Origin of the sequence: Rhizobium sp. NXC24 (assembly GCF_002944315.1) — a bacterium.
Lineage (GTDB): Bacteria > Pseudomonadota > Alphaproteobacteria > Rhizobiales > Rhizobiaceae > Rhizobium.
On sequence record NZ_CP024314.1, the window covers coordinates 1,727,689 to 1,752,214 of the forward strand.

Below are 24,526 nucleotides of genomic sequence, written 5' to 3' on the forward strand. Positions count from 1 at the left end.
ATAGCTTTTTCAAATGCGCTCGTAAAGGGCGGCGCAGTGAGTCATTCGCGCCGCCATTGGGCACGAAGAGCAGAGCCCTCAAGTTTGGCGTAACCGGCTGTCCATAAACCCGTTTCGGTAAGCGCGTCTTGTGCTAGCAAACCCACCACGCGACCGAGCAAAGGTGGCTCGCCTGCGGCGGCAAGCGCTGAAGGCCATTGATCGCCCAACTCGATAAGCAGGCGGAAGAAAACCCACTCAAAGAATATGTCGTGAGTAAAGGACACTATCGCACCGCCGCGCTCGGTACGCAGGATCTGGTCGGCCTGAAGTGCAACCAGATGTTCGACGGTCTCCGGCTTGAGGTCTCGGACAGAGATTCCCTTGCCGAGATTACGCACGCCCCGTTCGGCGAGATCGATGAGTGCGCGCTGACGTTGCGGCACTTTTTCTGGCATCGCGTCGTGCCCCGCCCGCAGCCACCACGCATTAATCAGGTCGACTTCGGTTTGCGGCTGGGCGTCTTGCGGAAAAGCCCTGGCGAGAACCGCCACAAAAAATGGGCGGCGGGCGATCCGCTCCACGGCTGGGCTGGGACTGAAAAGAAGGCTGCGGAGGTTGGGCTTTGATTTGGCAAGCAGCTCCGCTTCATAGTCGGAGAACCCCTTTACCGAGACGCTACCCATACCCTTTTCGGAATAAAAAGACTGGGGAAACCAAGCCCGGTAGGCTTCGAGCCCTTGGTCGCGCGAGCTGGCGAGGAGTTTCCAGCACCGGAGACTGGGGGCTGACTCAATGGCGCGGATCAAATCGGTGATGATGTGCTGTTGATCTGGCCGGATACGGTCGATTCCATCGATGAACAAAATCGGCGTACCGGAAACACCGATTTCGGCGAGAAGATCAGGCGCATGACTGTTGCGGAGACCTAGCGCCGTTGCAAATGTTGTCCAACTTGTTCCTTGCAGCCGATCGTTTTTGAGAAATAGGACCGGTCCTGACTTGGCCGCTTCGGCAGCAAAGTGCCTCAGCACCGCCGACTTGCCGCATCCGGGCAGACCACCGATCGAAACAACGCGATGCTTCTGGAGGGCCTGGGCAACTTCCGCCTGCAAACCATCGCGCACGACGTGAAAATCACCGACGGTTTCGGAAACATCGTTGAGAGCATCGAGCGACGCGGTGTTCAGCCTATCGATGTCACCGCTGAGGTTCGGGGCCACTTTGAGACGCACCGAGCCATGCAGTTGAGCGAGCAAGGATGAGCGCGTCCATCTGGCCGCGTTCGCTGCGCCTTCGCGTGCAATGCGGCAGAGGCGGTCAAAAAGGAGGATGTCCTGACCGTCCACATCATCCGCAACAAGCTCCTGCAGGCGATTGACGATCTCGGCGCGAAGCGCTCCGCCTTCTTCCAGACCGGCCAGATGGAGGGCGGCAAAACCTCGGTAGAAACTAACTTCCTCATCCAGATTTGTTGCGCCTATGAGGGGCAGCAAGCCTTCTCGCAGTTTCTTGTCGTCTGCTCCGGCCGTGCCTGTCGGCGCGAAGTATTCTTCGAAGTCTTTGGAATCAGGGCTCGCCTTCGCCTTGCTGATCAGCCGTGAAAGGCTTCGGTATGTCGTATCCGTGACGTGCTCAACGACAAATCCACTCGCGTCCGAACCCTTTACGAAGGTATCGGCCTCTTGTGTCTTCACGGCGGCAGCGACGATTTCCTTGAATTGCTTGTCAGCGCTGCTGATCGTGACAGAGCGTTTGACTTGAAGATCGAGCGACCTTTTTGTCCCTGCATCGTCGAACTCGATGATGACGTCATCCATCGGATGACCGTGACCTTGCCGTTGAACGGCGACGCTGGTGACGATTCCAGGTTTGCCTGCCGCGCGCTCGTGCCGCAGCAGATGCGCGAGGTAATAGGCAACGACCGTGTCTTCGTACGTGAAGCCTGCACCGCCGGTCAGTTCCGTGGAGGCCGGTTTCTGATCTAATGTGTCAGTCAAAGCGTCTCGCCGGGAATTTCTTTTGAAAGGGTTTTCAGTGCGCGAGCATTGTGCGCGACGCAGGTTAGGCACTGTATATTAAGCGACATTGGGAACCGGGCAAAGATTTTACAGGCGTCAATCCCAAACGATACACAGATCAGACTGCCGAACGACGCAAGAGGGCTCATGTTACGAATTCCTGGATGTTCGCTTTGGACCGGTGCAGCCTTCGCGCAATGAAAATTGCCGCTCTTTACCTTGAGCGTGTCGACGTAAAGGTTCGGATTGTAGATGTCTCTGGGGTTGACGGCAGCTTCGGGGTCTCTCGCGAATCAGGCCCCCGATGCGTAAAATGATCCGCCCTGGTAAAAGGCAGCGTGAAGGACTGATCGCGGTCGGCCAGACGTGACAGATCGGTAGAAAGGTCTAACAGTTGCTGGGCGACGAGGTGGACGACCTCCCCTTTCCGTTGAATACGACCGGTTGTTCCACAAAGCGTGCACTAAAGGTGGATTAAGCACCGAAAGGAGTTGATGTCCAATGTCTCTACAGGGCGTTCCCTTCAGCAAGGTCTCAGAAGCGGATATCCAGCGACTGCTCGAGTTTAGTGTCGGAGAATCCGTTTATCTGGACTATAAACGACAGTCTTACGAGAAGTCTGAACGCAAAGAATTCCTGAAAGACATCTCCGCGATGGCAAATACATTGGGCGGAGATTTACTGATCGGGATCGCCGAAAAGGACGGGGTTCCTACTTCAATTAGCCCACTTTTCGGCGACTGTGATGAAGAGATGCGTCGACTTGAGCAGATCGCTATCACGGGACTAGATCCTCGCATCCGGAACTTGCAGATTAAGCCGATTCCTCTGACGGCCGGTGGCAATCTCATCATGGTCCGAGTCCCCCGAAGCTATCTAGCTCCCCACAGAGTAATTCTCGAAAACAGTGCCCGCTTCTATGCACGTGCGGGTACCACAACCTACGAGCCGAACGTTGACCAGCTGCGTCAGATGTTCACTTCGACGACGATTGTTGCAGAGAAAATCAAAGCGTTCCACGCAGATCGCTTGGTCAGGATCACAGCTGGTGAGACGCCCATCGCTATGAATAATGCGGGCAAACTGGTGATCCACGTCGTCCCTGTTCCTGCGTTCACTGAGGGATCAATGATGGACCTCATTGCAAAACTTAGCTTTGGGACTGAAATTCCAATTCCTCCGGATGAGGTCGGAACACCAAAGAGAGAAGCCGTAAATCTGGAAGGATATTTGAATTATGTCATTCCCCAGGCGCACGACGGCTCTCGGATGGCATATGCTCAGTTCTTTCGAAACGGTGTGATCGAGGGGGCCGCTGATCTGCGAACGGGCGACGGCCAATCATCACGTTTTGTCGGCGTCCCATTCGTCCAGTTGGTCGTCAATCGCGTAAAGCAGTATCTGAACATAGTCGATCACTATGACATGGGACTACCGGCGTATGTCTTTTTGTCGTTGTGCAACGTGTCGAACACCGTCTATCGCTACGCGCCATCAGGAGGCGGATTCCAGGAAACGGAACCACTAGGGCGAGAAATAGTCGCCTTGCCGGAAATGTAACGGCCCGATTGCTACCGCGGGGAATATGGCTTGACGCGTGCGGCGATCTCTTCGTCGAGGACAAAGCAATCGAGGAACTCCTGCCATTTTTCGGCTGACCGACGCGCCTCAGTCAGCATCTGCCTAAGTTCGTCGATGCCATCGTCTGTCAGAGCGGGTGTGCTCTCGTCATCTCCGGTCACGACGCTGATGATATTCCCATAGGTCAGGTTGTCATCATTGCTGATGATCTCCCTGAGGAGGTCGACGTCCTCATCGAGGATTTCGGCGACATAGTCGATGGTGAAGACGAAGCTGACCGTTGCCATCAAGCGGCCTCGGCGCAGATGATTGCCGCTGTCGGCTTCCAGTTCCATGGAAGCAGCTCCGCGAGGCGATTTATCTTGTGATCCTGAATGCGGTCGAGCACATCAGCCAGATAGGCCTGCGGATCAAGGCCATTCATCTTGGCGGTTTCGATAATCGTCATGGCCCGCGCCAGGGTTTCTGCTCCAGTGTCGGCACCCGCGAAGAGCCAGTTTCGTCTTCCAACGCCGATAGGACGCAACGCCCGCTCGGCGGCGTTGTTATCGATTGCGACACGGCCATCTTCCAGGAACAGGCAGAATGAAGACCACCTGCTCAAGCCGTACCGGAAAGCGCCCGCCAGATCGCTCTTGCCGGGGATACGGGTCAGTTGCGCTTCGGCCCAGACGCGGAATGCTTCGACCTTTGCCTTGCTGTGCTTCTGGCGCGCGGCAAGACGGATATCGGCAGACTTGCCTGCAATGCCGCGCTCGATGTCGTAAAGCGCGCCGATACGGTCGAGAGCCTCGCGGGCAATCTCGGATTTGTTCGAGGTCCAGATATCGTGGAAGTCGCGCCGCCAATGCGCCCAACATGAAGCCTCCCGGAAGCGGCGTTTCCCGTCCGTTCCGGCCTCATATAACTTCGCATAGCCTTTGTAGCCATCGGCCTGAAGGATGCCGCTCGCCTCCTTGAGGTGACGGTGAACGTGCTCTTCCTTCCAGTCGGGAGCAAAATAATAGACCGCACCGGGCGGAGCTATGCCCGCCCATGGGCGCTGGTCCCGGACATAGGTCCAGAGCCTGCCCTTCTTCACCCCTTTCCCCAGCCCCTTGTCGCGTAGAGAACGATCCAGAACCCGGATCGGCGTGTCGTCGGCGTGGAGAAGGTCGCTGCTCATGATCGCGGCTTCGATCAACTCGATCAGCGGCAGGAGCACCTGCATGGCGCGGCCACACCAATCGACCAACGTGCTGTCGGGGATATCAACGCCCATGCGGGCGAAGATTTCGTTCAGGCGATAGAGCGGCAAGTGGTCGTCGAACTTCGAGACCAGGATATAGGCCAGAAGACCAGCGCCCGCCATGCTGCCCGATATCGGACGGCTGGGCGCGGGCAACTGCACCATCTTCTCGCAGCAGCGGCAGGACTTCTTCAGCCGGGCGATCTCGATGACCTTCATCTGTGCGGCGATCATGTCGAGGATTTTGCTGACGTCTTCGCCGACAAGCCGCAGTTCGCCACCACAAGCGGGGCAGCACGTTCCGGGATCAAGTTCCCTGCGCTCGCGAGCGGCCTTGTCCGACACGCGCGGACGGCGGCGCATGGTCTTTTCAGGCATGCTTTCCTCAGGCGCGGCAGGCTCCGTTTCTTCGTCCTCGGCGAGTGGCTCGCTGCTGCCTTCCGAAGCGGCAATCATCAGGTCCTCGAGCGCCAGTTCCAACTGCTGGATTTCCCGTTCGATCTTTTCCGACGACTTGCCGAAGCCATGTTTCTTCAGCCTGGCGATGCGCAGCCGCAGGGACTGGATCAACTGATCATGCGCCTGCAAGGTCGCAGACATCTTCGCGTTCTTCGCCTCAAGCGAGGCGATCATCGCCTTCAGGAAGGCCGGATCATCGGGAAGATTTTGGCTCGCGTTTGACATGAACCTGACTACCACAGGTCAGGGTCAATATCCATAAAAACACGCAGATTCAGGGAGATAAAGTCAACCGACACGGGCCGGAGGAACGCCCCAGTCGGGCCGTCGCCAATCAATCCCTTCCCACAGCATTGCCAGTTGAGCAGACGTCAACCGGGCTGCTCCATCTGCTGCCAAGGGCCATGGAAACCGCCCTTTCTGCAAGATTTTGTAATAAAGGCAGAACCCCTGGCCGTCAAAATACAATAGCTTCAAACGGTCGCCCCGCTTGCCCCGAAACGCGAAGACCGCACCTCCCGTCGGCTTCTGGCGCAGCACATCCTGGGCAAGAGCAGCCAGCCCCTCTATCCCCTTGCGCATGTCCGTGACACCGCAGGCGATATAAACCCGAACACCTGTCCCAGGCCCGATCATGCCGCCTCGATTGCCCGGATCAGGCGCTTCAGTGCAACCACATCAACATCGCCACTGAAGCGAAGGCTTCGTCCGCAGCGCAGTTGCAATTCCATCATTGCAGGCAAAACCTGCATGCCTTCAAAAGCCCGAGCCTCTTTGCTGTCCCCTGCCGGCGGCATGTCCAGCGGCAGAAACACCGTCGTCGACGGCGGCGACAGCAGGCCCTTCTTCCGCAATTCACGCCGCCAGGTGTAAACCTGCTGCCGCGTGACCGAATACCGGCGCGCCACCTCTGTCACCGACGCGCCGTCGACGCCTACCGACAGCACGACCTCCAGCTTGCTCTCATCACTCCAACGTCGGCGACGTTCATCGCCGAGAATTTCCACGCGCATCACAGGTCTCGCCTAAAGCACGTCGCTAACGACGTCGTTATAGACGGGTCATAAACAAGTAAGCCGATCTCCGACAGGCGGCCACAATCGGGCGGTTACCCGGAAATTTACATCGATAGCTTTGATATAGATGTGGCTAAGGTCATGCGCCCCGCGTTCAACGTGCTTTGGAATGCCTTTGGCCACTATCATTGCGATGTGTACGACGCGAACGGCAATATTCTTGCATCGTGAGGTTTCTCACCGACCAAGGGCTCATTCGCCGAATCTCTGCTGCCACCAACGGCTATCGGGACATTTCCTTAAATCGGGCAAGCCCCCGATCAACCGCGCTTTCATTTGGCGTCGCGAATATCCGCCCACCATGGCAACAGATCGTTTATGTCCAGGGGATAGGCACGCCCCACCCCCTCGGCGGCCGTTGACCTTCTTACCTCGCGTAACGACCATCCTTTGAACTCTTCTTTGGCAGCATTCTGGAAAGTAGCCAGAAATTGGTTCTCGTCCGATATGAACATAATATCTGCCACTTCTTGCATTGAGCAAAAAATTACCGGCCGCATATCAGCTTCAATTATCTCGGGATCACCCAATTATGCACCATAGGACTGCGACCACCAGAATGGCTGGTGCCATTATGTTGGCGACGAAAGTGTTGACATCACGCAACATGCGATCGGCGCGATCCATAGGAGATGGTACCTAACGATCCCCCGACTACCAAAATGCCAACTTTCAGACGCAAACCCGCGTTCGCCTGCGCCAGCCCGCCGACTACCACAAAGCAGGCGGCTCATTCCTTCCGAACCTGGATCGCCTATTCACCAAATTTCTTGAACGTAATCGCCGGATACACTTCCGGGATAACTTTTTTCATGAACTCGCGCTCGGTAGCCGAAGCTTCGGTTGCGACCACAGTCGGCTCGTCGCGCTTCCCTTCGAAGTGCGCATAGCCAGCGTCGACGATCTGGCCTTGGCCGATCGTGATCGTGCTCGCCCCAGCAAAGGGCGTGACGTGACTAAATAATCCATCGTCATCGTGTCCGCCTTCGAGCTCAACAATGGGCGCACCGTATTGGCAGCGAATTTTTGTGATCACGTAACGGCCAGATGCAATCGGGTAGAAGGAATCCTCATATGTATTGGCGTCCGGAACGTTGTTGAGGAAACCTGCCTTCTTGCCCTCGGCCTTCGTCTCCTTAGGCAAAAACATGCGGCGCGCACCACCAAGATCGACGACCTCGGCCTTGTCGTCGGGCACTCCACTGCCAAGCCTGCGCAGGCGGATGCCTCCGAAACATGGCTGGTCAGCGAACAGACCCGGCTCGTAAATACGGAGGAGAAGCAACGCACCCTTCCGGTTTTTATTCGCGAGTATCTGAGCGGACACTGCCTGTTGTTGAGCGGCGGTTTTGGCCGGATCAGTACTCCCAGCGCATCCACTCAGCAGGCTGATAACCGAACCGAGCCCAATAAATGCCAATAGGGCAAAGCGCATTCCAATATCCTTTTAATAACCACGGCAGGGGCGGCAGCACGTCTTGAAACCATGCCGACCTGACATCCCACTAATCTTGCGGGCACGTTCTTGCGCGCGACCAAGTGAAGTTGCAACCCCGCTGTTGGACCCGCGATACACTGCCCAGGGCTTCAACAAGCTTGACTAATATCGCGTTTCGCGAGTTGTGGTAGATTAGCGAAGTTTGGCACTCCTCCGCCTCGGCTGCGACGGCTTCTCACGATTCGAATCGTTAAAATGAACGTGCAATCGTTGCCTAGCTTGTCAGATCTGTCACGATTCCAGCATGTCTTCTGGAACATGCGGAATATGACGCGCCAGAACCACTGCAGGATCGCCCTCCGGATAAAACCACGTCTGCCAGTTCTCAACGATCCAACTTCCGTACAAAGCGATCTTATTTGGTGCCATCGCGTTTGACGGCAGATTAGCAACTATGTGTCCCGCTTTATAACCGGACCGAACGACAACTTTTAAACCGTCTTGGCTATCGGAGAGAACAAGCATAAATTCTACGATCTTTTCATAGGGATAAGCGGCAGGAAATCGAAATACCGTGCCTTTGTAAAAGAGGCAGTCTGGGCATTCAGATATTCTTTTCCACATTTCTGACATTGTCGGTCCTCTGCGTCACGGGATTATTAGATCGTGCCCCCCGCTAAGATCAGCGGTGTCCAACTCGGAGCCATCGATTCGAATTTCGCCCTGATGCACGCCCCTGGAATTCAACACTTCGAATGAGCCGTGAGCTGTGTCAACTGCATATAGGGTCCCGTCTTGCGCCTGATATACCGTTCTATTGTTTGCCGCAGAGATCGTTGTCGATTTCGTCCAACCGTTGGCATCGGCCACCTGTCTGGTAATGGTATTAATTTTAGCTACCCTTTCATTTGGCGCCAAATTCTGCAGCGACGAGTAGAAATCGGTAGAGGATGGAATTGTCGAAGCTGGGGGTTGGTAAACGCTCCAATTTCCATCTGTCGCTTGTGCCACGCGATACCATTGGCCATCCGCCCCTTGGACAGCAAATCGCTGCTCGCCGTTGACGTAGTACGTGTTAATCTCCTGAATGCCATCCTTCAGGGCCAACCCACTAACAGTATCAATCACTTCGTCCGCCAAACTATATGCGCCTGAAGGTTTGCTGGGTCCCAAACACTCGTTGTGTACCCATACTGGTTCCGCTTGGTCGTTGCCTGCCTGCTTGACAAAATAAGTATGAAAATCTGCAATCGTCAGATTGTAGGCGTCGAACGACTTATCCTCGACGCGGACGTTGACAACCGAACTCCAGCCTCCGTCGGCATTAAACAATTTTTCGCCTGGACGCAGGTCGTGGGCGGCTACCCACGCGCCGTTTTTAATTGCCCCCTGATATAGGTGACCTTCCGGCAGTGATACCGGGACAGTCCTACCCTCCGAGAGGACAGCGAAGAACGGATGGTTCGTCGTCGTAGTAATTGTTTGACGCGCTCCAGTTGCATCCGACCTCACAGTGAGACGTAAGGTTTCCGTATGTTTCTCGGTGATCCTCGCAAGCGTTAGCTTATAGGCTGCGTGACCCTGTTCATCTTGTGACCAGACGAGTGTCTTTCCTGGACGAATTCGGCTGATCGCCGTGAAGCCATCGACCGTCTTGACCAAGGTCGAAGCATCAAAGGAGCAGCCCGTTGAGCACGTGCCTCCAGCGCAAGCGCCTTCCCCTTCAATCGCCTTCCCTGCGTTGGTTCCACCACCGGCATATACTTCGAGCCCGAGGGAGGCACCAGCGATGACGAGCTGGGCGATACTATCATAGCCAATCTGTTTCCACGTCTCCGCCACAGACGGTCGATATTGCTGCAGCAGCGCGATGATGCTCTGGCGTTCGTCATACACCGCCTGCTTGAGCGCTTGGTTTGCGGTCCCCTCAAAATGACCGCTGAGAATTTCGTCCTCGATTTCACGATACCCGTTGTCGGGCAAATCCATGAGTGTCGAAAGATAGTCCGATGATACATAGTATTCCGCAGCGATCAGCGCATCCTTGATGGCCGATACGCAAGCGGGTCCCTTTGGTGCCGCATCACATGCTGTCTTGAGCTGCTGATCGGTCTGTCTGTCCTCTTGATCGTATTGATCGACCATAGACTGGTATTTGGTGATCTGCGCATCAGAGCAGGTTCCACTGTCCTGGCATTCCGCCAGCTTTGCTTTTGCCACAACACGAGAACGCGCCTTGTTCTGTGCCAGGTAATTGTACTGGAAGTTGGCCGCCCCATAGGCGGCACCTTCACCTCCGCCAACTATACCACCGGCGGCCGCACTCAAGCTGGCACCGAGCAGCGTGGCAAGGGTCTGCTTGTCTGCGGCCGACAATGTGCTGTCCTTCAGCATGCCCTTAACGAGATCTGCGATCGCCGGCGCGAGCAAAGTCGAGGCCGCGCCGCCGAGGGCGCCTTTGAGCGCTCCCTCCCAGCCGTTGACGCCACCAAGCAGACCGCCGCCGATGGCGTGTAGTAGTGCGCGGCCGGCACCACCCTCTTCCCAATACGCGGCATCCTCCGGATGCCGCGCAGCCAGAGCTTGCGCTTCAAGCTGATCGGCGATCGTCCCCACCAATCCCGCCATCGTCTTCTGCGCTTCCTGAAGATCGGCCTGGGTCTTGTATTGGTTCCGTAAGATGTTCTGCAGGTCCGGCAAGCTGGGCAGTGAGGTGTTGGTGTTTTCAGTATCGCGGCGGATGGTGGCGATGTCCAGGACCTGATGGGTAGGATCGGTGATGGTGATGCCGATATTACCGCCGATCGCCGACAGGGCCTGACCGGTCTTGTTCTCACCGTCCTTGACTGGTGGTGCGATGGAGAGGCCGCTCGTGCCGATCGAGCCGCCGTAGGTCTCGGCCTTCCAGGTCGAGTGAGTATCGATATCGGCAACCGTCAGCGTACCGGTGGCAAAGTGGTTTTGATCGGCCGCCGCGCCGCTGGTAATCAGGCCACCGATGAGCGATGTTTGACCGGCGACATTGATATCGAGGCCGCCCGCGCCCGCATGAATGCCGGACTGCTCGGAGACCATCGCCGCGTCACCGCTTGCATTTTGCGTCACACCCGAGACACTAAAGCTTCCGGTACCAATCGAGCCGGAAAGGTTGAGCTGATTGGCGCTGGCCTTGCCCGTATCAACCTGACTTTCGATCGTAAGGTTCTTGACGTCTGCGGTGACAGAGTTCCCGGCAACGGTCGCGCCTTTCAGGAGAAGGTCATTGGTGAGGATGGTGACATCACCCGTTCCATCAACATGAGTGTTGGTGTGGGTGACGGTGGTTGTACCGCTTCCACCTTCACCATAGGAGGCACTGGCGTAAACGCCAGTTTTATCGCAGCCGCTCTTCGTGCCGCAGGAGAAGCCGACGCCGATGCCCGCGCTCCAAGAGCTGTTGGAGCTTGATGAATCTGACGTGCCGGTGGCTGCATTGAGATTGATGTCGCCGTTTTGTGCCGACAGGAAGATGTCACCGGTCAAGGGATCGCTGGAGACAGTGGGCAAGCCATCTTTGCCGTACCCTGCCGAAATCTGCGCACCATCACTGGTGATCGAACCGTCTTGCGCCGCCATTGTGATCGAGCGGCCGGCGCGGATGTTAGTTACGACCGGTGTCGTAGACGACGACGAGGAGCTGCTTTGCTGATGGCTGATGCCGGCGGAGAGCGAGACATCCAAGGCAAGACCATCTTTACTGTTGAGCTGCTGATTAGCGCTCTTCAGGTCTTCATAGCCCTGATAGAAGCCCAGAGCGGCAATGGCCGTATTGGTGACGGCGTTGACGCCTCCACTGTCGCTGAGCCGCTCGGCCGAGTTATAGATGCTCTGAGCCGCCTTCCCCACCTTGCTCGAAACCGTCAGGGTCACACCAGCGAAGGTCTTCTCGTGAACCTCCTGATAATTTGTGACATCGTTGGCCGAGAGAAGGTTGATGTCGTTCTTGGCAAAGAGATTGACATCACGCTCGGCCGACGCGCTGGTCGCCTGAAAGTTGACATCACGACCCGCCGAAACATTGAGATCACGTCCGGCCGAGAGTGTTGACATGGCGTTGGTGTCGGACTGCTCCGCGCTGCTGTCCTTCGTCGACTGCGCTCCGATACCAATGGAGAAGCCACCGCCGCCTGTGGAGAAGGCGAGACCAAACCCGGATTTCTTCTGCTGTTCGGACTGCGACGAACTCTCGGCGCCTGGGGTGACATTGACATCACGGGCTGCCGACAGGTTGATATCCTGATCGGCACTGACCGACGAACCCATGATGTTCACGTCGGTTGCTTTGGCCGTCAGATTGACGTCCTGACCGGCCGAAAGCGTGGACCCGACATTGTCCGTGGAGGATTGCTCGCCCTGCTTTTCGTTTTTGCCATAGAGCGAGATGAAGCCGCCGCCGGAGCCGACGAACAGGCCGGAATCTTTACGCTGGCTGTCGGACTGATGGTTCTCCTGTGCGCCGATGATGGAAACGCTCTCGCCGGAGACGTTGAGCGAACCGTCGGCATTGACCTTCGAGCCGACGATGGCGGCCGCCTTGCCGGCGTCCAGGTTGACATCGCCCGAGGCCGAGAGCTGCGATCCAACGGTCGTCTCATTGTAAGCGTCATAGCTTGAGCTGCCGCTGCGCAGGAAACCCTTGCGCTTTGATTTGTCGTTTTCGGTTTCGGTATCCTTGCCAGCGGTGACGATGAGATTGCCGACGGTCTGAATATTGAGATCCGATGTATGCGTGACGTCACCCGCCGTCACCTTGGAGGCCGAGACGGTCGTGTCGCCACCGGAGATAATGGTGACATTGCCCTTGCCAGAGACCGAGGATCCCACCTCCGTCGTGGTCTCAAGGTGGCCGGAGGCATTCTCCTTGGTCGAGCCGAGGAAACCACTCTTCTTGGTGGAGCTCTTGACATCGAGGGTAGCGCTATCGGTCGCCTCGGCGATGGTGACATTGTTTTTCGCCTGCAGGCCAAGGGTGCCGTCGGCCGCCATCGTCGAGCCGATGACGTTGATGTCGTTGTTGGACTTCGCGACGAGATCGCCACCAGCCGTGATGGTCGAGCCGTTATGGGTGAGCGAAGACGCTGAGTTTTTGCCGAAAGTCGAGCTTGATTGGTTCTGCGAGGTGGTGACGTTGATGTCGCCGTTGGAGGTCAGGCCGACATCGCCCTTGGCCGTCAGGTCAGAGCCGGAGATCAGGACGCCAGTATTGGCATTGATCTGCAGATTGCCGTCGGCCGAGAGTTGCGAAGCCTGCTGGTCGGTGCCTGCGGTCTTGGTGTAGCCGTCGTTCGTGCGACGGGCGACATCGGTCGAAACGACATTGACCGCGCCATTGTTGGCAGTCACCGAGAGATTGCCGCCTGATTTGGCGGAGGAGCCGATGACGTTGACATCGTTGTTGGCGGCAATAGCAAGGTTACCCCCGGCGGTGACGCGTGCGCCGGTCGCATTTTGCTGGCCGCCATTGTCGACCTTGACCGCGCCAAGGGTGACATTGTTGCCGGAAAGCTGGGCCGAGCCGCCCGCCTTGACGCTGGCGCCCTGGAGATTGAGGTCGCTGTTGTCGGCGGCAAGCTGGACATTGCCACCGGCCGACACGCCGGCATTCCGGTTGACGACATTCTGGCCGCCGATAGTCATCGTCTGGGCGGCGAGTGTGATGCCGTTCGAGGCGGTCAGATTCAGGTTGCCGCCAGCATAGAAGGTGCCGGTCGACTTGATCGTGCTGGCGGCGACATTAAGACCGCCGGCTGCTGCCACGGCGCCGGAATTGTTGACATCAGTGGCGTTGAGATCGACCGTGTTGCCAGCGATCATCGCGCCGGCCGACGTGCCCGCCTTGGCGCGGTCGGCGGCCGACAGGTAGACGACCGGAGCCATTACCTGAACCCCGTTGACGGTCTGGGCCTGGTAGAGGACGATAGACTGCTTCAGATTGGCTGCCTGTTCGGGCGTCAGTCCCTCGCCGAAGGCAAGGCCGTTGGCTTCTGCGTAAGCAGCGCCATTGTCCAGCAACGACTTCATCTGCTCGATGGCGCTGTTGCCGGGAATGAAGGAGCCGTTTCCGAGCCCGTCGCCGACCAGTTGCCGCAGTTGGGTGTCGACCAACTGGTTGTCGAAATAGGCATCGCCGAGGAACGGAATGTTCGTCTCGGGATCATAACCGGCGCGGTTCAGGAAATAGGCCGAGCCGTAGAACTTCGAGACATCAAGAAAGGCCGCGCGGGTTTCGAAGATGAAGGCTTGGCCAGGAATGGTGCCGCCGACACCGCCCGACTGCGGCTTGGCGAGTGCCGCGAGTTGAGCCACGTTCGCGGCGGAGATCTGGGTGAGATTGCCAAGTGCGGCGGTCAAGCCGCCGCTTGTGGTCAGTGAACTATTGCCGGCGACGCTGGAGAGCACACTGTTGACCGTGAACAGGGCACCGCCAGCGGTCATGCCGCTGAGGGCCGACAGCGGATTGCTTGATGTCGATGCCGCACTGACGGCCGCGCCACCACTCGTCGAACCGAGGGAGGAGTTGTTGACCGTGCCAAAGTTGAGGGTCAATGCGCCGGCCGCCTTGAGGGTACCGGCCGCACCGCCGATGACCTGTGATCCCGACACGATCGACGTGCCATTGGCGATATTGTGCGACGGATCGGCTGTGCCATCAGCATTGTAGGCCGTGCAGGCACCCTGGGCATTACAGGTCAGCGTCGTGGTGCGGTTAAGGACGACACCCTGGTTGGTAAGCGTCGATCCGCTGAGCGTCGCATTGCCGCCCGCTTCGATCCGGCTATAGGAGTTGGTGAGATTGGTGGCATCGACGGTGAGATTGCCGCCGGCGCGGATTACCGCTTCCGGGCTCAACGCACTGGTGAACTGGTCCTCGTAGACCGATTGGCTGATATTGGCACTGCCGTCCCAGGTGTAGGTCGTGCTAGCGTCCGAACCGCCATTGATGACTTCGTCGACAATGAAGTATCGGGATGGATTGTTCGCATCGAGCACCGGATTGCCGTTGGCATCCTTCGGTACTCTCGCCAGGATCCAATCATAGATCGGCCCAACTTCCGTCGGCCCGTTGGCGCTGATCCAGGTCCAGGCATGATAGCTCGTGCCGTCGGCGAGCGTCGCCTGCGACCAGAGTAGCGGCTGGTAATCGGAAAACAGTCCCGGATCGACCCCTGCGTAAAGCTGGAACATATTCTGGTCGGTCGATTCCAGATAGGCGAACGGCTGGCCCGCGACAGCTGGATTGAGCACGAAGGTGCCGACAACGGAACCGGACGAGATGAGTACGCCCGTCGTCCAGGTCGGCGTCGTCAGGCGCTCGTTGGTCAGATTGGATGTCAGGATCGACATGTCGCCGCCAGCCTGGATAAGGCCGGAGATATTTGTGGTCGCAGCGTTGCGCTGACTGAGCGAGCTGCCCGCGATCGTCAGGTCATTGCCGGCGAGAATGGCGCCCTGATTGTTGGTCAGCGTTCCCGCGACCAGCAGGGACGCGTCGTTCCCGGCATAGAGCAGACCAGTCGCCGTATTGGTGACATCGCCGCTGGTATTGATGGTCAGGTTGTTTGCGGCGGCAATCTGTCCGCTGTTGGAGAGCGTCGTCGCGACAATCGCAGGCGATTGCGCTGACAGGGTCAGCGTCAGGTCATGGGCGGCCAGCAGCGTCGTGGCACTGCTTGTGGTCATGCCGCCTGCGGTGATCACGATATCGCCGGAGCCACCGGCATTCGTGACCGTGTTCACCTCAGCGCCGGTCAGATCGGCCTGACCGGTGAGATCGAGCGTCAAGCCGCCAAGGACCAGGCTGCTTCCGGTCAGGTTCGCGGACGTCGCCGTGACGGCCAGGGTGCCGCCGACAGCGAGATTGGCGCCGCGCGTCCCGGAAAGATCGATCGTGCCGGTATCGATCGTCAAATTGCCGGTGACATTGCTGTTGTTGGTATAGCTGATGCTGCCCGGCGCGGTCAGCGAGGCGCTGGCAAGGCTCTGCAGCAACGCGTAGCTGATGCCGCCGCTTGCCGTAGCGGTGAGATCGCCACCGGACAGCAGCGCATTGCTGGCGGTGACATCGCCGTTCGTCGCGGTGAGCGTCATGGTGCCGGATTGGCTGCTGCCCTGCGCGAGCATCAGCGCCCCGCTCGTCGATGCACTGGTGGCGGTGAAATCGACACCAGACACCAGGCTTGCGGCTGAGATCGACTGGCCCTGCAGGGTGACATTGCCCGCCGCCATCGACTGGCCGGCAAGGGCAATCGTACCGCCAGCCGTCATCGTCAGCTTTTGGTGCGCAACCGCATTCGTGGCGACGCTATTGCCGATGCTACCGCTGGCGGTCAGCGTGATACCTTCGGCCGACAGCAGGCTGGCGGCATTGATATTGCCGGCGGTGGCCTTGAGCGTCAGCGCGCCGGCCGAGCCAAGCACAACGCTACCGCTCGGATCGGCACTGGTGGCGGCGAAGTCGACGCCGGAGACAAGCGTGTCAGCGGTAATGCTCGCGCCGGTTATGTCGACATTGCCGGCGGCAAGGAGTGTACCGGTTATGGTCGCAGTGGCGTTGACCGTGACATCGCCGTGGCCTGTGATGTCCGAGGCTGTGAACGAACCACCTGTCACGTCGAGATCGCCAGCAACAAGTAGTGGTCCTGTGCTTGCACTCGTGGCGTTGATGACCAGGTCACCAGCCGAGCCGATGACGATAGCGCCAGTCGAGGATTGCGCCATGGCGGCAAAATCAACACCAGTTACCACCTCACCGGTCGTGACCGTGCCGCCTGAAAGGGTAATGTCGTCGGCACCAAGGATCTGACCGGTCGCGGTCAGGCTGGAATTGCCGGTCAGCGCGATATTCGTGTGGCCGGTGACGCTGCCAAGACTGAGATCTGCGGCGGTGGCGGTGATGGTGCCGGCTGCAATCAGGGCATTGGCCGTGAGACTTCCGGAGGCTTGCAACGTCAGATCACCAGCCGAGCCGAGCGTGATATTGCCACCACTGGCTTCGGTTGCCGCGAAGTCCAGACCGCCGACAATCTCATTGGCCGTAACCGTGCCGCCCGTAAGCGAGACGTTGCCCGCTCCCAGAACCTGGCCGGTTGCGGTCAGGCTATTGCTAGCGGCAAGGGTTACATCACCGTGGCCGGTTACATTGCCGACAGTGAGATCGGTGGATGTGGCGGAAGTCGTTCCGGCCGCAAGCAGCGTGTTGGCTGACAGATTGCCGGAGGCGGTCAGCGTCATGTCGCCGGCGCTGCCGAGGACGAGATTGCCGCCGTTCGCAGCGGTTTGCGCAAAGTCGACCCCAGAGACAATGGCCCCGACCGAGATCGCAGAACCCGAGATCAGGATGTTACTCGCAGCAAGGACTTGGCCGCTCACATTTGTCGCGGCGTTGATAGTGACCGTCCCATCCGAAGTGACAGCACTTGCCGTCAGCGACGCAGCGGTCACGGTAAGGTCGTTGGTCGACTGGAGGCTGCCAGCGCTCATGCTACCGCTGGCACTGGCATTCAAGACTCCAGCCGACAGGAGATTGCCCGTGGCAATATCGCCACCTGTCGCCGTCAGGCTGAGGTCGCCGGTCGAGCCGAGCACCACGTTACCACTCGGATCGGCGCTGGTTGCGGCAACATCGATACCTGCGACGACCAAGCCCGTGGAAACCGCGCGGCCAATGGCGGTGACATTGCCTTGCGCCAGCACGTTGCCGGCGACGGCAATGTCGAGACCGGCATTCAGCGCGATGTTTTGGTTGCTCAGCAGAGAGGCGGCCGAGATCGAGCCCGCCGTCGCCGTCAGATTGAGGTCACCGGCACTGTTGGCAGCACCAGCAATCGTCACATCCCCGGAGGTAGCCGAAAGCGTAGCGGCACCACTGCCCGCCGTGACGCTGCCAGCGGCAATACCCCCGTCCGAAGTCATTTGCACGACGGTGCCGCTGTTGACATCGCCGGAAACGCTGAGCAGACCAGCACCACTGGACAGAACGATATCGCTGTCGGCTGCCACAGACTGCAGCGTGATGCCTTGGTCGGCCTGGATCGCAACCTTCTGCTGCGATGTCACCTTGGCCGCCGTCACCTTCTTCTTCGAGGTGATGCTGACGCCCTGGCTGCCCGACGCATTGCCGATCGAGATCTTGCCGTCGGCCGACAGCGACAGCTCGCCGGCATTGGCGGCCATGTCGCCGCTCATGTTGACACCGGCACCTTTTTCCGTGACGACAATCTTGATGCGGTCGGCCTGCATCGCGCCAAGCGCGGTGCCATCGATCGCGTATTCCGGTGTGCCGGAGGTGGCGGTCAGCGCGGTCGCCTCGCCGGTCGCATAGTTGTATTGGCTCGCACCGCCCGTCAGCCGGATGGTCTTGCCATAGATCGGCGCATTGACGTGGATGTTGCGCGCAACGACATCGAAAAGATCGACAGCACCGGGGCTGACTGCGAAGTTGCCCCCTACCCCTTCGAAGGTGACATCGCCGCCATTGACGGTGAAGCCGGTGAGACTTCCGTCGGTGCCGATATTCGGAACACCCGTGGTCAGCGTCGCATGAGGCGTATTGATAAAGCCACACCCGGAGCACGAGATCCCATTAGGGTTGGCGATGATGACATCGGCCTTGGTGCCGAAGACTTCGGTGGGGCCGTTGAGTGCCGAGCGATTGCCGCTGGTTACCTCATTCAAAATGACCGAGGCCGGCCCTGGGGGTGACACCGCCGAGATTCGACGTGCCAACCTCGCCGTTGAAGTTATTGAGGATCAGGCCCTGTGTGCCGACATTCAGGTCATTGTATTTATTGTGAGATAGCCCCGTGCTGTTCGGCGTGACGATATCAATCAGCGGCACGCCGTTTGACGCGGTACCGACACCTGGCTGATTGGCCGTTGGCGCCGTCGTACTTGCGGAGACGGACTGGGCATTGGCCAGCATGGGCTGGAAGATAAGCAGGCTGCTCAGCAAGATCGCAACTGTTTTGCGGGCAAATCTGCCCGAGCGATCGGCACTTACCTCGTCATTTCCGCCGCTTGAAATAGATGCTGACGTCCTGGTCATCGCCCTGTCCTGTTGAACGTTTCCTGCTCGCTTCGGATTTTTTGCCAACTACTTTCGTGGCGTCAGCCACGCCTTCACCTGCTTCATAAATGTTTCGGCCAGTTGGGTTGCCACTGCGGTTTGATTGGGTGTGACAGCCGCATTGATGACCATCGCAGGGAGGAGAGCTAACCCATTGCCGCGGACTGTCATGTCGCCGGCGCGTATCTCTTGGGCCTGCGCGATCAAGTTGCCGGTGCGCATGTCCTCAAGGCGGACGGTTCCATCGATAAAGCTGTTGTTACCTGCGATAATTCTGCCGGGAGCCGACGCCACATCCAGATCATGAAGGGTAACAATCAACCTCGCGGGAATTTTACCCCCTGGATAGCCCTTCAGATCCTGCGCAAGTCTTTGCTGCAGGACGCGCGACACAAGCGCGACCTGGGATTCCCGCGTGTCACCGTTCATCAGAGGTGCTCCCATCCTCAGATCGGGCGCCACTTCTATACGGACATCAGCGATACTGGCGGTGCCAAGCGCTGCGGTGAGGCGTGGATCTTGCGTGGTGCATCCGGTCCCGACAGCGGAACCCATAAGAGCCGCGACAAACAGGGCTCTGACCGTTCCGCGCTGCAGCCTTTTATTGTTGTCTTTCACCTTGATTACCTTTCTCATTCACCACTTCACCGATGTACTGACGAACAAAAGCCCGGTGTCGCGCCGGCTGACCGTGCCGCCGAGGACATCCGAATAACCCATGTCGAAATTGACGTAGCCGCCGGCGAGCTTGGCTCCCACCGTCCAGCCGAACATGTCGCCGCCCTCGATGCGAGAGCGGGCCTGCGAGGCGATGCGCCCGTAATCGAGCCCGAGATAGGGCCGGAACTCTCCAAGGATCTTGGCAAGTTCGCCATTGCCGGCAAAAGGCTGCGTCCGCCAGACCAGGTCGTTGCGGACAAAGAAGCCGTTGTTGCCGAACAGCATGGTCTCTCTCGTGCCGCGCACGGTGGAATAGCCGCCGACCGAGATCTGCTCCGCGCCGAACAGGTTGTCGGGGGAATATTGGCCGGTTACGAGCGAATCGATCTCGAAGTGCTGACCAGCCACTTCGATGGGCTTCGTCGCGGTAATCGTACCGGTGAACTTCGAGAAGCGCGGATCGGCATCGCCGGCTCCGACATCACCGGGGTCGACGGCGTCGAAGAGGTTCAGTCCCTGGCTGTAGGAAAGGTCGAAGACCCAGAGCCCGCCGAGCATGCGGCGCGAATGCGAGATGCCGAGATCGCCGACGGTATATTTGCGGCTGCCAACCTCGATCTTGCTGCCGAGCAGGAAATTGTTGGTTTCCTTGTAGGTCAGGCCGCTGTTGAAGGTCGTGATCGAATCCTTGTCGCGGAGGATGACGCGGTCGGCACCAATGCCGAGCTGCTTGGAATCGCCCGATGTCTGCAGGGTGCCGAAATTCCCAGGCACGGAGCTATTGTATTCATACCAGGAGCCGTTGACCGAAAACGTCCAGTACCCGTAAGGCACACTGGTATTGCCGGAATAGCTGTTGCTCCTCCCCTGGCCGTCGTCCCGCCACGGGTAGTCCGGCCCGGTTCGCTCATAGGCCAAGTTCCATTGATCGTTGATGCCGAAGAGGTTGTCATAGCCGACCGAGGCCGAGCTCTTGGAATATCCCGTCTGTTCCTCGCCGAGATTGCTGTTGCCGACCGAGAGGTGCCAGGGATGGCTTGGCTTGTTCTCGATATTGAGGATCGACGTGCCGTCGGTTTTGCCAGGCAGCATCGCCGTCTTGGCGTTGTTGGAGGTCAGGCGGTTGATCTGGTCGAGACCCTGCTCGATGCCGCGCAGATTGACGATATGGTCCTTTAGGCCGGCAAAGGCGGTGGCAAGCATGCCGGAACCCGGAGCCGGCTTGCCGTTGATGTAGATGTCGGCAAGCGTGCCCTCGACGGCGACCAGGCGCAGCGCCTTGGTCTTGGCGATGTCCTGCGCCGGCACGTAGACGCGCGAGCTCACGAAACCCTTGTCGAGATAAAGCTGCGTCAGGTCCCGCAGCAGCGCATTGATCTCGCCGACACCGATACAGCGGTTCGCATACGGTGCCGTGATCTTGCCGATGACACTGGCCGGGAACTTGGTGACACCTTCAACATCGATACGATTGATCTCGAAACAGGGACCAGCCTTTTTGCCGCCCGCTGCGGGCGGCGTTTGAGCCTCGGCCGGAGCTGGTTTCGGGGTCATCTCACCGAGGGCCTTGAGGCGCTGCTGTTCCGCCTCTTGCGCCTGCCGGCGTGCGAAATCTGCATTGGGTGTCTGGGCGGCCGCTATGGAGGCAGTAAAAGTCACCGCCAGCAGAGCACTGGCGGCCAAACCGATGCGATCTAGGGCGGAAGCTGCTCGCCGGATTGACATAATAAGCGTGTCCGACCGGCCTTAGTTGGAAGCGGCCTTCTGCAGCGCATCCAGCGCCGCCGGCAATCCCTTCAGCGAGAACTTGATGTTGACCTTCTGGCCATTCATCATCTGTACGTGGCCGGTGCCATCGGAAGCCTTGGTCAGCGCCGCAACCATCTTGCCGTCCAGCTTCTGCTGCGACCAGCAGCCGGCCTGATTGCAGTTGCGGTAGGCGAGCTGCACCACAGGCTTGTCGGCGGCATAGATGCCAAGACCCGCTGGAATGTACATGTTGAGCGGCACGAGCGCCGTCAGAACCAATTCGCTTGCCGGCTGCTTTGCTGCCTTCTTGTTCGGTGTTGCCGGCTCGTCCGTTACCTTCGCGATCGCAAGCGTCAGGATATTGACGTCCTGGTCACCCTGCTTGACCGTGGCGATCTGCGCGACTTCGCAATGCGTGGCCGCCGAACCATCGGCCGCCTTGCCATCGATACAGCGATAGTACCAGTCGTCGAACTTCTGAACGCGCGCCTGCGGAACCGGCGGCTGCGAGTTATTTGCAGCTTCGGCGGGCTTCTGCTGGGCGTCCGTATTCGCGGGCGCAGCCGGCTGTTCTTGAGCAAGGCCGGACGATGAACAGAACGCCGAAACGAGGAGCGTCGATGCGAGGGTTTTGACGGAAAATGCCTTAGCCACAGCCGAAAACGTCATGCAAACCTTCCTGAAAGCAATAATTCCAATCAGGCAGGAGAGCCCCCTGCCCTTTTTTTACGGACTATCAAATTCTTGAAACAGCGCTCAATACTCTGCGCGGCTGATCATCAGCTAGGCAGGTCAATAGCAGAATTCCGGTTTGTGCATCATAAAGTAGTGGGTGCATCGCACAAATTCGCGCTCGTTTTTGGAGAAACGTGCTGATTTTGCAACATCAATGGTTGCCCATTCGCCGCTGTCACGCTGATCGCGGGAAGATACTGCAACTAAATGGCGATTTCAGCGCAGTGGTTAGACAATGGAGCCGGGCGCTCGCGCTGCGGCTCCATTCCTCATTCATGGAGTGAAAAGCCGAAAATCTTAGCGATTACCTTCATCAGAAACAAGAGTCGCGTGCCATGGTGCATTAGAGGATAGGTGCCATCTGACAGGGGGCTGCTACGGCCATCGCTTTCAGTTTCGCAATGGGTTGCTCTTGGGGGCCTTACAGCTCTATCTATGGCCCCATGGATTTGGAGCGAAAGAGAAGCTTGCATAATGCCAGATAGCCGAGGTCAAATGAACGACAATGTCATCAAATTTCGGAGACCTAAGCCGCCCAAGACACCGCGCCCCGGCCTACGCAAGTTGCTTGTCATCCTCGTCGTGATTGCGGTTTTCGTTGCCGCCTGGGGATATTTCCAGCTTTTCGGCCAACCGGTCTAGTGAGAATACGGCCATCCTTATAAAGCAAAACGCCCGCTGTATGAGAGCGGGCGTTCAAACATCGCACTGTCACCGTGCGAGAGAATTCAATATTACCGTGCGAGTGCTTCGCGAGCGATGCGCTGGATGTCCGAGCGCTCGATACCGAGATCGTTCAGCCTGCGGTTCGACATGCGGCCGAGTTCCGATACGGTCCGGCGATACTTGCGCCAGTTGTTGAAGGAATGCGCTACGCTCATGTTCATCCCCTTTCTGCGGGTTTGGAAAAGCGGCTGCCATCCGGGCGCCGCCGTGTTTTCGATGATTGGAATATAAGACTCGCCCTCGCCGGTTAACAGGGCCGTTCGGTCAATGCACCATTGCAATGAGCGCATATCTTTAAGACGATCGCATATTTTTTAGACGATAAAGATGGGAAATTGCGCTTGGCGCGATGGCAAGATCGCGATTATTGATCGAAACGCTTCGCAAATTGGACTGCGAGCCAAATTTTGACTGCACACTTACGACGCTTGAATAGTCGACATGCGATTGCGGCATACCTGCCACAACATAGCACCGGTGGACCATAAAAGCCTGGCCTATCGATCTCCCGGACATGATCGGTTAACATCATCGCAGAGCAAAAGGATACTCATCCATGAGCCTTCGTCCGCCGCAATCTCTGAGGCAGTTCAATTCGAGTGGCGGCTTCAATGTTCTCGAATACGAACTCATGTCCGAACGCGCCGCTTCTCTTGGTCGCAACGGCCTGAAGGTAGAGTCCGCGCTTGCGGAGTTGCGGGCATGGGACGCAACCCGCCACAGCGATGCGGAACGCGAGAACCTTATCAATAAGGCTTCCGACGCCGTGTGGGCCTTCTTCATCCAGCGCGAAATCTGCGGTCTGCGAAACGGTCGCGACATCATACAACGTTACGCGATCCCCAACGAGGTGCTCGCAAAGGTCGGCGTTATCCGCCGATAAACCGGGCAGAATCTTCGACATAAGCGCGTAGGCGCAGCCTCTCGTGCAGGCAGCATTGCCTCAAACTTCCGCCTGCACAGGCCAGATCATCGGACGCGACTGTGGCGTATGTTCACACCGGCATCGTCGAAGAGATGGATTGCCGACATGTCGGGCGAAACCCGCAATATCTCTCCCGGCTTGGCACGAATACGCTCGCGGAAGACGCAGGTGATGGTCTGTTCGCCCAGTTTGGCAATGATCAGCGTTTCCGATCCAGTCGGCTCCAGCACGATGATGCTGATGTCGATGCCCTGGGGATCGAGATGGATGTTTTCCGGGCGGATGCCGTAGGTTGCGGCATTCTCGGGCTTTTTGAGCGTCGGCAGCAGGATTCCATCGGCCGTCCGAAAACCCTCCTGCGTCATCGTGCCCTTGATAAAGTTCATCGCCGGGGAGCCGATGAAGCCGGCAACAAAGAGATTGCTCGGCTGATCGTAGAGATCAAGCGGCGAGCCCATCTGCTCGATCTTGCCGTCCTTCATGACGACGATCTTGTCGGCCATGGTCATCGCCTCGATCTGGTCATGCGTCACGTAGATCGTCGTCGTCTTCAGGCGTTGATGCAGCTCCTTGATTTCCGAACGCATCTGGACGCGCAGCTTCGCGTCGAGGTTCGACAATGGCTCATCGAAGAGAAACACCGCCGGATCGCGCACGATGGCGCGCCCCATGGCAACGCGCTGGCGCTGGCCGCCGGAGAGCTGTTTCGGATAGCGTTCAAGCAGGCTCTCCAGGCCAAGAATGCGCGCCGCCCGATCGACCCTCGTCTTCATGTCCGGCCGCGGCATGCGCTTCAGCCGCAGGGAAAAGCCCATGTTCTGTGCTACCGTCACGTGCGGATTTCA

At 58.3% G+C, this 24,526-nt stretch carries 17 protein-coding genes and 2 pseudogenes; 3 read left to right on the forward strand and 16 right to left on the reverse strand.

Annotated features, from left to right (window positions below):
• Positions 1–41: 41 nt before the first annotated feature.
• Both NXC24_RS35630 and NXC24_RS36060 read right to left on the reverse strand, forming a co-directional pair.
• Positions 42–1,979 carry a hypothetical protein gene (locus NXC24_RS35630; RefSeq protein ID WP_199773630.1) on the reverse strand — a complete coding sequence of 646 codons (1,938 nt, stop codon included), beginning with the start codon at positions 1,977–1,979 and terminating at the stop codon, positions 42–44.
• A 218-nt stretch (positions 1,980–2,197) separates the two neighbouring features.
• Positions 2,198–2,442 (reverse strand): annotated as a pseudogene (locus NXC24_RS36060) (hypothetical protein); the annotation flags it as partial.
• A gap of 59 nt (positions 2,443–2,501) precedes the next feature.
• Here NXC24_RS36060 and NXC24_RS32155 point away from each other — a divergent pair.
• Positions 2,502–3,560: an ATP-binding protein gene (locus NXC24_RS32155; protein WP_104827327.1), complete on the forward strand. Its 1,059-nt coding sequence runs from the start codon at positions 2,502–2,504 to the stop codon at positions 3,558–3,560.
• Positions 3,561–3,571: 11 nt separating this feature from the next.
• Here the strand turns inward: NXC24_RS32155 and NXC24_RS32160 are convergent, their stop codons facing one another.
• The 12 genes from NXC24_RS32160 to NXC24_RS32205 all read right to left on the reverse strand — a co-directional run bounded on the left by NXC24_RS32160 (position 3,572) and on the right by NXC24_RS32205 (position 21,964).
• Positions 3,572–3,868, reverse strand: coding sequence for a hypothetical protein (locus NXC24_RS32160; RefSeq protein WP_104827840.1), 297 nt, complete (start codon positions 3,866–3,868; stop codon positions 3,572–3,574).
• Positions 3,868–5,493, reverse strand: coding sequence for an IS66 family transposase (locus NXC24_RS32165; protein ID WP_104826329.1), 1,626 nt, complete (start codon positions 5,491–5,493; stop codon positions 3,868–3,870). Before NXC24_RS32165 ends, NXC24_RS32160 begins: the two co-directional genes overlap by 1 nt.
• Before the next feature lie 63 nt (positions 5,494–5,556).
• Positions 5,557–5,904 (reverse strand): IS66 family insertion sequence element accessory protein TnpB, encoded by a 348-nt coding sequence (gene tnpB / locus NXC24_RS32170; RefSeq protein WP_104826328.1) that lies wholly within the window; start codon positions 5,902–5,904, stop codon positions 5,557–5,559.
• On the reverse strand, positions 5,901–6,281 hold the full coding sequence (locus NXC24_RS32175; RefSeq protein WP_104826327.1) for a transposase: 381 nt from the start codon (positions 6,279–6,281) through the stop codon (positions 5,901–5,903). Before NXC24_RS32175 ends, tnpB begins: the two co-directional genes overlap by 4 nt.
• 335 nt (positions 6,282–6,616) lie before the next feature.
• Positions 6,617–6,874 (reverse strand): hypothetical protein, encoded by a 258-nt coding sequence (locus tag NXC24_RS32180; RefSeq protein ID WP_158704602.1) that lies wholly within the window; start codon positions 6,872–6,874, stop codon positions 6,617–6,619.
• A gap of 224 nt (positions 6,875–7,098) precedes the next feature.
• Positions 7,099–7,779: a hypothetical protein gene (locus NXC24_RS32185; RefSeq protein WP_104827329.1), complete on the reverse strand. Its 681-nt coding sequence runs from the start codon at positions 7,777–7,779 to the stop codon at positions 7,099–7,101.
• Positions 7,780–8,073: 294 nt separating this feature from the next.
• Positions 8,074–8,415, reverse strand: coding sequence for an Imm45 family immunity protein (imm45, locus tag NXC24_RS35365; RefSeq protein WP_158704603.1), 342 nt, complete (start codon positions 8,413–8,415; stop codon positions 8,074–8,076).
• A 15-nt stretch (positions 8,416–8,430) separates the two neighbouring features.
• Positions 8,431–18,495, reverse strand: a complete 10,065-nt coding sequence (locus NXC24_RS32190; RefSeq protein ID WP_348632772.1) for a hemagglutinin repeat-containing protein — start codon at positions 18,493–18,495, stop codon at positions 8,431–8,433.
• The gene (locus tag NXC24_RS36325; protein WP_348632773.1) at positions 18,488–18,913 is read right to left on the reverse strand and encodes a hypothetical protein; all 426 of its coding nucleotides are present in this window, start codon (positions 18,911–18,913) and stop codon (positions 18,488–18,490) included. The genes NXC24_RS32190 and NXC24_RS36325 overlap by 8 nt, the downstream gene beginning before the upstream one ends.
• Positions 18,914–19,522, reverse strand: a complete 609-nt coding sequence (locus NXC24_RS32195) for a hypothetical protein (RefSeq protein WP_245464107.1) — start codon at positions 19,520–19,522, stop codon at positions 18,914–18,916. It abuts the gene before it with no gap.
• Complete coding sequence (locus NXC24_RS32200) at positions 19,523–21,271, reverse strand: ShlB/FhaC/HecB family hemolysin secretion/activation protein (RefSeq protein ID WP_104827330.1); 1,749 nt, start codon at positions 21,269–21,271, stop codon at positions 19,523–19,525. It abuts the gene before it with no gap.
• A 21-nt stretch (positions 21,272–21,292) separates the two neighbouring features.
• Positions 21,293–21,964: an invasion associated locus B family protein gene (locus NXC24_RS32205; protein ID WP_104827331.1), complete on the reverse strand. Its 672-nt coding sequence runs from the start codon at positions 21,962–21,964 to the stop codon at positions 21,293–21,295.
• A gap of 561 nt (positions 21,965–22,525) precedes the next feature.
• Between NXC24_RS32205 and NXC24_RS35635 the strand changes: the two genes are divergently transcribed.
• Positions 22,526–22,672: a hypothetical protein gene (locus tag NXC24_RS35635; RefSeq protein ID WP_199773631.1), complete on the forward strand. Its 147-nt coding sequence runs from the start codon at positions 22,526–22,528 to the stop codon at positions 22,670–22,672.
• Positions 22,673–22,764: 92 nt separating this feature from the next.
• On the opposite strand, the gene NXC24_RS32210 is transcribed toward NXC24_RS35635, so the two are convergent.
• Positions 22,765–22,911 carry a DUF1127 domain-containing protein gene (locus tag NXC24_RS32210; RefSeq protein WP_104827948.1) on the reverse strand — a complete coding sequence of 49 codons (147 nt, stop codon included), beginning with the start codon at positions 22,909–22,911 and terminating at the stop codon, positions 22,765–22,767.
• Positions 22,912–23,312: 401 nt separating this feature from the next.
• On the opposite strand from NXC24_RS32210, the gene NXC24_RS32215 reads away from it, so the two are divergent.
• Positions 23,313–23,639, forward strand: a complete 327-nt coding sequence (locus NXC24_RS32215; RefSeq protein ID WP_104827332.1) for a DUF6665 family protein — start codon at positions 23,313–23,315, stop codon at positions 23,637–23,639.
• 86 nt (positions 23,640–23,725) lie between these two features.
• On the opposite strand, the pseudogene NXC24_RS32220 reads toward NXC24_RS32215, so the two are convergent.
• Positions 23,726–24,520 (reverse strand): annotated as a pseudogene (locus NXC24_RS32220) (ATP-binding cassette domain-containing protein); the annotation flags it as partial.
• Positions 24,521–24,526: the final 6 nt, after the last annotated feature.

Bases quoted from the DNA above. Each gene is read 5' to 3' on its own strand.
- NXC24_RS32200 (WP_104827330.1), bottom strand. From the start codon at position 21,271: ATGTCAATCCGGCGAGCAGCTTCCGCCCTAGATCGCATCGGTTTGGCC.
- imm45 (WP_158704603.1), bottom strand. From the start codon at position 8,415: ATGTCAGAAATGTGGAAAAGAATATCTGAATGCCCAGACTGCCTCTTT.
- NXC24_RS32215 (WP_104827332.1), top strand. From the start codon at position 23,313: ATGAGCCTTCGTCCGCCGCAATCTCTGAGGCAGTTCAATTCGAGTGGC.
- NXC24_RS32195 (WP_245464107.1), bottom strand. From the start codon at position 19,522: ATGAGAAAGGTAATCAAGGTGAAAGACAACAATAAAAGGCTGCAGCGC.
- NXC24_RS32160 (WP_104827840.1), bottom strand. From the start codon at position 3,868: ATGGCAACGGTCAGCTTCGTCTTCACCATCGACTATGTCGCCGAAATC.
- NXC24_RS32210 (WP_104827948.1), bottom strand. From the start codon at position 22,911: ATGAGCGTAGCGCATTCCTTCAACAACTGGCGCAAGTATCGCCGGACC.
- NXC24_RS32175 (WP_104826327.1), bottom strand. From the start codon at position 6,281: ATGCGCGTGGAAATTCTCGGCGATGAACGTCGCCGACGTTGGAGTGAT.
- NXC24_RS32205 (WP_104827331.1), bottom strand. From the start codon at position 21,964: ATGACGTTTTCGGCTGTGGCTAAGGCATTTTCCGTCAAAACCCTCGCA.
- NXC24_RS32185 (WP_104827329.1), bottom strand. From the start codon at position 7,779: ATGCGCTTTGCCCTATTGGCATTTATTGGGCTCGGTTCGGTTATCAGC.
- NXC24_RS35635 (WP_199773631.1), top strand. From the start codon at position 22,526: ATGAACGACAATGTCATCAAATTTCGGAGACCTAAGCCGCCCAAGACA.
- NXC24_RS32155 (WP_104827327.1), top strand. From the start codon at position 2,502: ATGTCTCTACAGGGCGTTCCCTTCAGCAAGGTCTCAGAAGCGGATATC.
- tnpB (WP_104826328.1), bottom strand. From the start codon at position 5,904: ATGATCGGGCCTGGGACAGGTGTTCGGGTTTATATCGCCTGCGGTGTC.
- NXC24_RS32165 (WP_104826329.1), bottom strand. From the start codon at position 5,493: ATGTCAAACGCGAGCCAAAATCTTCCCGATGATCCGGCCTTCCTGAAG.